The organism is Streptomyces griseus subsp. griseus (assembly GCF_003610995.1).
Classification (GTDB): Bacteria; Actinomycetota; Actinomycetes; order Streptomycetales; family Streptomycetaceae; genus Streptomyces.
The window spans coordinates 5,385,961-5,397,361 of the sequence record NZ_CP032543.1; the positions used below are offsets into that span (position 1 = coordinate 5,385,961).

At 70.0% G+C, this 11,401-nt stretch carries 9 protein-coding genes, 1 pseudogene and 1 riboswitch; of the genes and pseudogenes, 6 read left to right on the forward strand and 4 right to left on the reverse strand.

Annotated elements, in window-relative coordinates; translation table 11 throughout:
- Positions 1-8: 8 nt before the first annotated feature.
- The 4 genes from D6270_RS24425 to gcvT all read right to left on the reverse strand — a co-directional run bounded on the left by D6270_RS24425 (position 9) and on the right by gcvT (position 4,458).
- Positions 9-1,394, reverse strand: a complete 1,386-nt coding sequence (locus D6270_RS24425) for an L-serine ammonia-lyase (RefSeq protein WP_109163493.1) — start codon at positions 1,392-1,394, stop codon at positions 9-11.
- 169 nt (positions 1,395-1,563) lie between these two features.
- Positions 1,564-2,823, reverse strand: a complete 1,260-nt coding sequence (glyA, locus tag D6270_RS24430; protein ID WP_109163492.1) for a serine hydroxymethyltransferase — start codon at positions 2,821-2,823, stop codon at positions 1,564-1,566.
- A 19-nt stretch (positions 2,824-2,842) separates the two neighbouring features.
- Positions 2,843-3,220, reverse strand: coding sequence for a glycine cleavage system protein GcvH (gene gcvH / locus D6270_RS24435; protein ID WP_018509777.1), 378 nt, complete (start codon positions 3,218-3,220; stop codon positions 2,843-2,845).
- A 122-nt stretch (positions 3,221-3,342) separates the two neighbouring features.
- Positions 3,343-4,458: a glycine cleavage system aminomethyltransferase GcvT gene (gene gcvT, locus D6270_RS24440; protein WP_109163491.1), complete on the reverse strand. Its 1,116-nt coding sequence runs from the start codon at positions 4,456-4,458 to the stop codon at positions 3,343-3,345.
- Between the two features lie 176 nt (positions 4,459-4,634).
- Positions 4,635-4,732: riboswitch (glycine riboswitch) on the reverse strand.
- Positions 4,733-4,931: 199 nt separating this feature from the next.
- Here gcvT and D6270_RS24445 point away from each other — a divergent pair.
- From D6270_RS24445 to D6270_RS24470, 6 genes and pseudogenes are all read left to right on the forward strand, one after another.
- Positions 4,932-5,630: an AAA family ATPase gene (locus D6270_RS24445; RefSeq protein ID WP_109163490.1), complete on the forward strand. Its 699-nt coding sequence runs from the start codon at positions 4,932-4,934 to the stop codon at positions 5,628-5,630.
- A gap of 44 nt (positions 5,631-5,674) precedes the next feature.
- Positions 5,675-6,444 (forward strand): annotated as a pseudogene (locus tag D6270_RS24450) (enhanced serine sensitivity protein SseB).
- Positions 6,445-6,648: 204 nt separating this feature from the next.
- A complete protein-coding gene (locus tag D6270_RS24455) occupies positions 6,649-7,437 on the forward strand; it encodes an enhanced serine sensitivity protein SseB C-terminal domain-containing protein (protein ID WP_109163488.1) in 789 nt (262 codons plus the stop codon).
- Positions 7,438-7,670: 233 nt separating this feature from the next.
- Positions 7,671-9,341 carry an ABC transporter substrate-binding protein gene (locus D6270_RS24460; RefSeq protein ID WP_109163487.1) on the forward strand — a complete coding sequence of 557 codons (1,671 nt, stop codon included), beginning with the start codon at positions 7,671-7,673 and terminating at the stop codon, positions 9,339-9,341.
- An 85-nt stretch (positions 9,342-9,426) separates the two neighbouring features.
- Positions 9,427-10,431, forward strand: a complete 1,005-nt coding sequence (locus D6270_RS24465) for an ABC transporter permease (protein ID WP_109163486.1) — start codon at positions 9,427-9,429, stop codon at positions 10,429-10,431.
- Position 10,432: 1 nt separating this feature from the next.
- On the forward strand, positions 10,433-11,395 hold the full coding sequence (locus D6270_RS24470; protein ID WP_093692534.1) for an ABC transporter permease: 963 nt from the start codon (positions 10,433-10,435) through the stop codon (positions 11,393-11,395).
- Positions 11,396-11,401 lie beyond the last annotated feature (6 nt).

Below are 11,401 nucleotides of genomic sequence, written 5' to 3' on the forward strand. Positions count from 1 at the left end.
CCAGGGCGTCAGCACTCGATGATGTTCACCGCGAGCCCGCCCCGCGCCGTCTCCTTGTACTTGACGCTCATGTCGGCCCCCGTCTCCTTCATCGTCTTGATGACCTTGTCCAGCGAGACCTTGTGGCTGCCGTCCCCCCGCAGCGCCATCTTCGCCGCCGTGACCGCCTTCACCGCCGCCATGCCGTTGCGCTCGATGCACGGGATCTGGACCAGGCCGCCGACCGGGTCGCAGGTCAGGCCCAGGTTGTGTTCCATGCCGATCTCGGCGGCGTTCTCCACCTGCTCGGGGGAGCCGCCCAGGACCTCGGCGAGGGCGCCGGCCGCCATGGAGCAGGCCGAGCCGACCTCGCCCTGGCAGCCGACCTCGGCGCCGGAGATGGAGGCGTTCTCCTTGAAGAGGAGGCCGATCGCGCCGGCGGCGAGGAGGAAGCGGACGACGCTGTCCTCCTTCTCCGTCTCGGTGCAGCCGGCCGAGGCGAAGTTCATGTAGTAGTGCAGGACGGCCGGGATGATGCCCGCCGCGCCGTTGGTGGGGGCCGTGACCACGCGGCCGCCCGCCGCGTTCTCCTCGTTGACCGCCATCGCGTAGAGGGTGATCCACTCCATCGCGTGGGCCTGCGGGTCGCCCTCGGCGCGGAGCTGGCGGGCCGAGTTGGCGGCGCGGCGGCGGACCTTGAGGCCGCCGGGGAGGATGCCCTCGTGGGACATACCGCGTGAGACGCAGGCCTGCATGACCCGCCAGATGTCCAGCAGCCCGGCGCGGATCTCCGCCTCGGTGCGCCAGGCCAGCTCGTTCTCCAGCATCATCCGGGAGATGGAGAGTCCGGTCTCCCGGGCCAGGCGCAGCAGCTCGTCGCCGGTGCGGAAGGGGTGCCGCAGGGCTGTGTCGTCGGGGACGATCGGGTTCTCGCCCGCCACCGCGTCCTCGTCCACGACGAAGCCGCCGCCGACCGAGTAGTACGTCTTCTCCAGGACCGGGGCGCCCTCGGTGTCGTACGCGAAGATCGTCATGCCGTTGGCGTGGTACGGGAGGGCCTTGCGGCGGTGCAGGACCAGGTCGTCGTCGAAGGCGAACGCGATCTCGTGCATGCCGAGCAGGTTGATCCGGCCCGAGGAACGGATCTCGTCGACCCGGGCGTCGGCGCTCTCCACGTCGACCGTCTGCGGGGACTCGCCCTCCAGGCCGAGCAGGACCGCCTTCGGGGTGCCGTGGCCGTGCCCGGTCGCGCCGAGGGAGCCGTACAGCTCGGCCCGTATCGAGGTGGTGTGCGCGAGCAGGCCCTCGTTCTTCAGGCGGCGCGCGAACATCCGGGCGGCCCGCATCGGGCCCACCGTGTGGGAGCTGGACGGGCCGATGCCGACCGAGAAGAGGTCGAAGACCGAGATGGCCACGGGAGGACTCCTTGGGGGGTTGGAAGACGCCGTTGTCTGCCTGGGCGGTGCGAGGACAAGCGGGGAAAGCGGGAGAAATGCAAACCAAAGGGCAAGGAACGGGGCACCGCGCTCACTCGTCCAGTGTGCGCGGTGCCCCGTCGCGATGCGCGGAACCGCAGGCCAGGTGCTACTTCAGGCCGGGGTACAGCGGGAACTTCTCGGCCAACGCCACGACGCGGGCCTTGAGGTCGTCCGCGTCGTACGACGGCTTGAGGGCGGCGGCGATGATCTCCGCGACCTCGGTGAAGTCCTCGGCGCCGAAGCCGCGGGTGGCGAGCGCCGGGGTGCCGATCCGCAGGCCCGAGGTGACCATCGGGGGGCGCGGGTCGTTCGGGATGGCGTTCCGGTTGACCGTGATGCCCAGCTCGTGGAGCCGGTCCTCGGCCTGCTGGCCGTCCAGCTCGGAGTTGCGCAGGTCGACCAGGACCAGGTGCACGTCGGTGCCGCCGGAGAGGACGGAGACGCCCACCTCGGTGACGTCCGGCTGGACCAGGCGCTCGGCGAGGATGCGGGCGCCGTCCAGGGTGCGCTGCTGGCGCTCCTTGAACTCCTCGCCCGCCGCGATCTTGAACGAGACCGCCTTGGCCGCGATCACGTGCTCCAGCGGGCCGCCCTGCTGACCCGGGAAGACCGCCGAGTTGATCTTCTTGGCGAGCTCCTGCGTGGAGAGGATCACACCACCGCGCGGACCGCCGAGGGTCTTGTGCGTGGTGGTGGTGACGACATGGGCGTGCTCCACCGGGTTGGGGTGCAGACCGGCCGCGACCAGGCCCGCGAAGTGCGCCATGTCGACCATCAGGTACGCGCCGACCTCGTCCGCGATGCGGCGGAAGGCGGCGAAGTCCAGCTGGCGCGGGTAGGCGGACCAGCCGGCGACGATCAGCTTCGGCTGGGACTCCTTGGCGAGGCGCTCGACCTCCTCCATGTCCACCAGGCCGCTCTCGTCGACGTGGTAGGGGACCACGTTGTAGAGCTTGCCGGAGAAGTTGATCTTCATGCCGTGGGTCAGGTGACCGCCGTGGGCCAGGTTCAGGCCCATGATCGTGTCGCCCGGCTTCAGCAGCGCGAACATCGCGGCGGCGTTCGCCTGCGCACCGGAGTGCGGCTGGACGTTGGCGGCCTCGGCGCCGAACAGGGCCTTGATCCGGTCGATCGCGATCTGCTCGACCACGTCGACGTGCTCACAGCCGCCGTAGTAGCGGCGGCCGGGGTAGCCCTCGGCGTACTTGTTGGTGAGGACGGAGCCCTGCGCCTCCATGACCGCGACCGGAGCGAAGTTCTCCGAGGCGATCATTTCGAGGGTGGACTGCTGGCGGTGGAGCTCGGCGTCGACAGCGGCGGCGACGTCCGGGTCCAGCTCGTGGAGGGAGGAGTTCAGAAGCGACATCAGGGGGTCCCTTAAGGTCTCAGTTGCCGGAGAACGCGGTGTACTCGTCGGCGGAGAGCAGGTCGGCCGGCTCCTCCGTGACGCGCACCTTGAACAGCCAGCCGCCCTCGAAGGGAGCGGAGTTCACCAGCGAGGGGTCGTCCACGACGTCCTGGTTGGCCGCCGTCACCTCACCGGTCACCGGCGAGTACAGATCGCTGACCGACTTGGTCGACTCCAGCTCACCGCAGGTCTCGCCCGCGGTCACCGTGTCACCGACCTCCGGAAGCTGGGCGTAGACGACGTCACCGAGCGCGTTGGCCGCGTACTCCGTGATGCCGATCGTGGCCACGCCGTCCTCGACGGCCGACAGCCACTCGTGCTCCTTGCTGTACCGCAGCTGCTGGGGGTTGCTCATGACCTGAATTCTCCTGTACGCGGGGGAGTGCTGATGAACGGTGGTCTTACGGTGTGAGACGGAGGTACGTCACTTCCGTGACGTCCGCACGCCGATGTGAAGGCCCGGTTTCCTCCGGGATATCACTTCTGGCGCTTGTAGAACGGCAGCGCGACGACCTCGTACGGCTCGTGCGTGCCCCGGATGTCCACGCCCACGCCCTCGGTGCCCGGGGCGGCGAAGGCCGCGTCCACGTACGCCATGGCGATCGGCTTGCCCAGGGTGGGGGAGGGGGCGCCGGAGGTGACCTCGCCGATCACCTTGCCGTCCGCGACGACCGCGAAACCGGCGCGCGGGACCCGGCGGCCCTCGGCGATCAGGCCGACCAGCTTGCGCGGCGGGGCGCTCTCGGCGCGCTGGGCGGCGGCCGTCAGCGCCTCGCGGCCCACGAAGTCGCCCTCCTTCTCGAACTTCACGACCCGGCCCAGACCCGCGTCGAACGGGGTCAGCGCCGTCGTCAGCTCGTGCCCGTACAGCGGCATGCCCGCCTCCAGGCGCAGCGTGTCCCGGCAGGAGAGGCCGCAGGGGATCAGCCCGTGCGCCTCGCCGGCCTCGCTCAGCGCCCGCCAGAGCTGCTCGGCGTGCTCGGGGGCGACGAAGAGTTCAAAGCCGTCCTCGCCGGTGTAGCCGGTACGGGCGATGAGCGCGGGGACCCCGGCGACCGTGCCCGGCAGGCCCGCGTAGTACTTCAGCCCGTCCAGATCGGCGTCGGTGACGGCCTTCATGATGGCGGGGGACTCGGGGCCCTGGACCGCGAGCAGCGCGTACGCGTCCCGGTCGTCGCGCACCTCGGCGTCGAAGCCCGCCACCCGGGCGGTCAGCGCGTCCAGCACGATCTGGGCGTTGCCCGCGTTGGCGACGACCATGTACTCGGTCTCGCCCAGGCGGTAGACGATCAGGTCGTCGACGATCCCGCCGTCCTCCTGGACGATCATCGTGTAGCGGGCCCGCCCGTTGCCGACGGTGGCGATGTTCCCCACCAGCGCGTAGCTCAGGAAGGCCGCGGCCTCGGGGCCGGTGACGGTGATCTCGCCCATGTGCGACAGGTCGAAGAGACCGGCCCTGGTGCGTACGGCGTTGTGCTCGTCGCGCTCGCTGGCGTACCGCAGGGGCATGTCCCAGCCCGCGAAGTCGGTCATGGTGGCGCCGAGCGAGCGGTGCAGCGCGTCGAGGGCGGTGAGGCGGGGGGCAGTGCTCATGGGCATGGCTCCAGGGCATGACGACGTCAGGACGAATCCTCCCCATCTGTCATCGGAACCTGAGAGGTTCGCCGATAGCCCCTGTCGGAGATGCCCCGCTGACGGGGCGCCCCTGGTCACAGGGCTCGGCTTGCACCTTGGGTGGAGCCGCCGGGCGGCTCGCTTTTCAGATCTGCCTCATCCACGCGGTACGGGGCCTGAGAGATTCAAGGGAGGATCTTGCTCCTTCGGCGCCCGGCTCACACTGTGGCCGGAACTCTCCCGCGCGGATTCGAACGGCCGGTATGCAGTTGGCCGGGTCATCATCGCACGCCTTGCGGCGGAGTGGGGCGGCCGGTCGGCAACGCTTGTGCGAACAGCGGAGGCGGTTGTGAAGCCTTGCCATTTCTTTACACTTCAGGAGTCAGGGTCTTCGGCCTGCTCAGCACCACAGGCCCTGGACGGTGAGCGGCCCGAAAGCAGGGGGATGGGCGATGGCGTTGCAGCGGCCGGTACCGGCCTGGGAGGCCGAGCGCGGTGCGATGCCCGCACAGCCCGGCGCACCCGTACAGGAGTTGATCGCCGAGCCCGCGCCGGTGGTACGCGACCTGCGCGGGCGCATCGGCCACGCTCCGTACAGCCTCGACTTCACCCCCGGCGACATCGTGGTCGTCTCCGGGCTCCCCGGCGGGGGCAAGTCCACCCTGATCCGGCGGGCCGTGAGCGGCCGCGCCATCGACTCCCAGAACACCCGCGACCTCTGGGCCGCCGCCCTGCCCCGCTTATTCCCCTACGCCCTCTACCGCCCCCTGGTCCGCGCCGCCCACTACCTCGGGCTCTGGGCCGTCCTGCGCTCCGGCGACTCCGTGGTCGTCCATGACTGCGGTACGCAGACCTGGGTACGCCGCTGGCTCGCCCTGCACGCCGCCCGCCGGGGCCGCACACTGAACCTGCTCCTCCTCGACGTGGACCCCGCGACCGCCCGCCAGGGGCAGCACGAGCGCGGCCGGGGCGTCTCCGGATACGCCTTCGCCCGCCACCGGCACGCGGTGGCCCGGCTGATCCGCGACACCGAACGCGGTGCGCTGCCCCCCGGCTGCGCCTCGGCGGTGCTGCTGGACCGGGAGGCCGCGAGCGCGCTCGACCGGATCTCCTTCACCGGCGGGGAGGCCCCGGTCGCCTGCGCCGGTTAGGGTTCTGGCCGAGCGACGAGACGGCGGAGAGAGGCACAGAGGCAGTGGACATTCCGGCACCGGTCCAGGCGCACCCCCAGCACGGGTGGCCCGCCAACGAGCTCGAAGAGGTGCTGACCGCCTCCCTCGGCGCCACCGACGCGGGCGGCCGCCTGGTCGAGGTGCTCGGCCGCAGCTCGGTCTGGGTGCCGCTGCCCAACGGCGGCTCGCCCGCCAGCGCCGACCTCGACCTGCCGATGATGGACATCGACGGCGCCGCGTACGTCCCCGTCTTCAGCTCCGAGGGCCAGTTCCTCAGCTGCGTCGGCAGCCATATGTCCTTCGCCGTGGCGCCCGCCCGCGACTTCGCCCGGGGGCTGCCCCCGCAGGTCGGCATCGCGGTGAATCCGGGGGCGCGGTCGGCATACCGCTGCCCCCGCCCGCCGTCGCCGAGCTCTGCCGGGCCGGGCGCACCGCCCTGGACGGGCCCGCCAGCGGCGGCCGGGTGAAGCTGTACGAGCCGGACTGGCAGCACGACCCCGTCGACTTCCTCACCGCCGTCTCCGCCGAGTTCGAGGCCACCGGCGTGGTCTCCACCGCCCGCCGCGCCCTCGCCAGCATCGAGGGCGGCGACCCCGTCCTCTTCGTCGGCGTCGAGTTCGCCACCTGGGACGGCGCGGGCCAGAGCGCGCCCATGGACGCCCTGGGCCGGGCGCTCGGCCGGGTCGAGGTGCCCTGGCCGGTGAACCTGGTCCTGCTGGACGTGGCCCAGGACCTGGTCGGCGACTGGATGCGGGAGAGGGTACGGCCGTTCTACCGTCGTGAGGGCCACTGAACGTACGGTGCGAAAGCCACCGGCACGTACCGCGCGAAGGCCACCGGACGTACGGCGCGAGGGCCACGGCCCCGCCAGGGAACGGGGCACCGGCCGACCGTGGCGTCAAGTCGGTGTCAGAAGTGGCGCATAAGCTGGTTTGATGGCGAGGCCGCTCCCGTGTGCCCGGGGGCGTCGACGGAACGACGAGGGGCGGGACCCAGGGTGAGTGCGTCAGGCACTGCGGCGGCCGGTCAGGTCGAGCACATGCTGCGCCAGGTCAGCCCCGGGCGTTACGACGCCTACGAGGCGCTGCTCGCGGCCCTCGCCGACGGCCGGGTCTGGATGCTGCTCTGGCACGGCACGGCCGGCTCACCGGACGCGCAGTACGGCTCCATGGAGGTCGAAGGCCTCGGGTACGCCCCGTGCGTCACCTCCGCCCAGGAGCTCTCCGCCAGCGGCTGGAGCCGGGCCCACGAGCTGGTCTCCGGCCGGGATATCGCCCGCGCCCTCTTCCCCGACCGCTGGGGCATCTGGCTCAACCCGCACGCCCCCGGCGGCGGCGTCGGCATCCCCTGGCTGGACCTGCGCCGGATCTCCACCGGCCTGGACCGGCTGCCCGCGGGCCCGCTCCGGCTGACCGAGCCCGCCGTGGAGCTTCCGCAGTTCTACGCCCAGCTCAGCCAGAACGCCCACCGCACCCCGGCCGTCCGCTCGCTGCGCCGCGCCTGGGTGCACCCCGCCGTCGGCGTCCCGTACCTCGCGATCGGCCTCGACCTGTACGACACCGGGCGGGCCTCCGTCGACGCGGTGCGCGCGATGATGCGGCAGTCGGTCGGCGCGGTCCCCGACGGGCTGCCCGTCTCCACCGTCGCCATGTCCGACGAGTACGACCCGGTCGCGATGTGGCTGCGCGCCAACGCCCGCCCGTTCTACGACCGCGAGGCGCACGCCCCGGCGGGACCCCCGCCGGCTGCCCCCGGTTACGGTTATCCGCCCCAGCAGCACCGCTGAGCTGCGGGTCTCTCCGGCGCCGCCGGTCCGTGTGACGGGGCTGGTCCCGCCGAACGCTCCCAGATGTCCGGCTTGTTAACCGGGCCCGGAGGGATGTCCCGGAACTGGACGGTTTGTTAACTGTCCGGGTCTCGACTAGGTCTCACCGCTATCCGGACTGTTCTCTTGCGGTGCACCCCGTCTGTAGTGTGCGGCCATCAAACCTCACCACATGGCGAACCAGGGGTGGACCCATGCGCATATTCAAGTCCCGGGCTGTCCGGGCGATCACGACAGCGGTCGCTGTCGGTCTGATCGCCACGGGCTGTTCCAGCGAGCGGGACGAGGGCGGCTCCAAGGGGGGCGACAAGGACACCTTCGTCTTCGCCGGATCCGGTGACCCCGGCTCCCTCGACCCGGCCCTCGCGAGCGACGGCGAGACGTTCCGCGTCACCCGTCAGGCCTTCGAGGCCCTGCTGGAGCACGAGCCCGGCGGCAGCAAGCTGGTCGGCGGCCTCGCCGAGAAGTGGGACAGCGACGCGGCCGGCAAGGTCTGGACGTTCAACCTGCGCCAGGGCGTGAAGTTCCACGACGGCGAGGCGTTCAACGCCGCCGCGGTCTGCGCGAACTACGACTACTGGTTCAACTGGAAGGGCACGTACCAGTCCAGCGCGGTCTCCTACTACTGGCAGACCATCATGGGCGGGTTCGCGAAGAACGAGGACGCCGAGACGCCCAAGGCGAACTACAAGTCCTGCACCGCCAAGGACGAGAACACGGCCGTCATCGAGGTGAACGAGCCCTCGGCGAACCTGCCGGGCGGATTCTCCCTCCAGGCGCTCGCGATCCACTCGCCGAAGGCGCTCAAGGAGTACGCGAAGCAGAACGCGACCGCCAAGGGTGACGCGATCACGTACCCCAAGTACAGCCAGGAGGCCGGCACGGTCGCCGGCACCGGCCCGTACAAGATCGTGAAGTGGAACAAGGGGAACAAGGAAGTCTCCCTGGAGCGCTTCGACGACTACTGGGGCGACAAGGCCAAGGTGAAGAACCTGGTCTTCCGCACCATCTCCACCGAGGAGACCCGCCGCCAGGCGCTCCAGGCGGGTGACATCGACGGCTACGACCTGGTCGCCCCCGCCGATGTGACGACGCTGGAGAAGCAGGGCTTCGAGGTCCCGACCCGTGACGTCTTCAACATCTTCTACGTCGGTATGAGCCAGTCGGCCAACCCGGCGCTGAAGAAGCCCGAGGTCCGTCAGGCGATCACGCACGCCATCGACCGCGAGAACCTGGTCAACACCCAGCTGCCCGAGGGCGGCAAGGCCGCGACCCAGTTCATGCCCGACACGGTCGCCGGCTTCTCGGACAAGGTGAAGACGTACCCGTTCGATACCGCCAAGGCGAAGGACCTTCTCAAGCAGGCCGGCGAGGAGAAGCTCTCCATCGACTTCTGCTACCCGACCGAGGTCACCCGCCCGTACATGCCTGCCCCGCAGGACATGTTCGAGCTGATGAAGGCCGACCTGGAGAAGGCCGGCATCACGGTCAAGCCGAAGGCCATGAAGTGGGCCCCGGACTACCTGGACGCCACCGAGGCCGGCTCCTGCGCCCTGCACCTGCTGGGCTGGACCGGTGACTTCAACGACGGCTACAACTTCATCGGCACCTGGTTCTCCGGCCCCGACAAGCAGTGGGGCTTCAAGGACAAGAAGGTCTTCGACGCCGTGAACGCGGCCTCCAAGGTCACCGACCCGGCCGCCCGCGTCGAGGCGTACAAGAAGGCCAACGAGGCGATCATGGAGTACGTCCCGGGCGTGCCGATCTCGTCCTCGCCCCCGGCGATCGCGTTCGCCAAGAACGTCAACCCGCCGAAGGTCTCCCCGCTGACGCAGGAGAACTTCGCCGAGGTCTCCTTCAAGTAATCGCACACCAGCGGGTCCGCCCGGCCACAGCAACCAGGTGGCCGGGCGGACCCGCATCGACGCACGTGAGAAAGGGGCATGCGGGGTGCTGCGACTCGTCGTCAGAAGACTTCTCCAGCTCATTCCCACCCTGCTCGGCCTGTCGGTCCTGCTGTTCCTCTGGCTGAACCGACTGCCCGGCGGACCCGCCTCAGCGATCCTGGGCGAGCGGGCCACCGAAGCCGAAGTGGCGAGGATCAACCGCGCACTCGGGCTCGACGAGCCGGTGCACGTCCAGTACTGGCGCTTCCTGAAGCGCATCTTCGAGCTCGATCTCGGAACCTCCACCCAGACCGGGCAGCCGGTGTGGGACGAATTCGCCCTGCGCTTCCCGGCCACCGTGGAGCTCAGCGTCGCCGCCATCCTGATCGCCGTGGTCGTGGGCATCCCGATGGGCTACCTCGCGGCCAAGCACCGCGGCGGCTGGCTGGACGTCGCCTCCGTCTCCGGATCGCTGCTCGGCATCTGCATCCCGGTCTTCTTCCTGGCCATGCTGTTGCGCGGGATCTTCTCCGTGCAGCTGGGCTGGTTCCCGAGCCAGGGCAGGCTCACCACCGGGCTCAACGCCACCGACATCACCGGATTCTCGGTCCTGGACGGGTTGTTGACCGGTGAGCTCGACGCGAGCTGGGACGCGATCATGCACCTGATCCTGCCCGCCGTCGCGCTGGCCTCGATCCCGCTCGCCGTCATCGTCCGGATGACCCGCGCCAGCGTCCTGGAGGTGCTCGGCGAGGACTACATCCGTACCGCCGAGTCCAAGGGGCTGGACAAGCGCGTCGTCCGCGGCCGCCATGTGCTGCGCAACGCGCTGCTGCCGGTGATCACCGCGGTCGGCCTGCTGACCGGCAGCCTGCTCTCCGGTGCGGTGCTCACCGAGTCCGTCTTCGACTTCGGCGGCATCGGCTCGTTCATCCGCACCGCGATCGACGGCCGCGACTACCCGGTCCTCGTCGGGTTCATTCTCTTCATCGCGATGGTGTACGTGCTCATCAACCTCCTGGTCGACCTCGCGTACAGCATCATCGACCCGAGAGTGCGGGTGCACTGACGTGACGATCATGACCAACAAGGCAGACAAGATCGACCGTCTCGCCGAACTGACCCAGAGCTCCGAGTCCGTCGCGGGCACCAGCCTGTGGCGCGAGGCGTTCCGGCGGATGCGCTCCAGCAAGATGGCGATCATCGGAGCGGCGATCATCGCCGCGTTCATCCTCGTCGCCATCGTCGGCCCGATGCTCGCGCCGCACGGCCCCACCGCGCAGAACTGGCGCAGCGAGGTCTTCCCCAACCAGGGCAAGTTCGTCGGCATGCGCGGCGAGAACTGGTTCGGCCTGGACCACCTGGGCCGCGACATGTTCTCCCGCTGGCTCGTCGGGGCCCGGCAGACCCTCCTGGTCGGTGTGGTCTCCATGCTCATCGGCCTGATCATCGGGGCCGCGGTCGGCATCCTCTCCGGCGCCGCCGCCACCCTCGGCGGGAAGATCGGGCAGCGCATCGACACCGTGGTCATGCGGTTCACCGACATCATGCTGTCGCTGCCGTCCCTGCTGCTGGCGGTCTCCATCGCCGCGGTGCTCGGACAGTCGCTGACCACCGTGATGATCGCCGTCGGTGTCGTCCAGATCCCTATCTTCGCCCGTCTGCTGCGGGGGTCGATGCTGGTCCAGGGCGGCGCGGACTACGTGCTCGCCGCGAAGGCGGTCGGCATCCGGCGCAAGCGGATCGTGCTGACCCAGATCCTGCCGAACTCGCTGAGCCCGGTGATCGTCCAGGCGACGCTGAGCCTCGCCACCGCGATCATCGAGGCGGCGGCCCTGTCCTACCTGGGGCTCGGCAACCCCGACCCGGCCGTTCCCGAGTGGGGCGTGATGCTCTCGCAGGCACAGCGCTTCTTCGACAACGAGCCGATGATGGCCGCCTATCCGGCCATCGGGATCATCATCACGGCGCTCGGCTTCACCCTGCTCGGCGAGTCCATGCGTGAAGCCCTCGACCCGAAGCTGCGAGGCTGAAGTCCT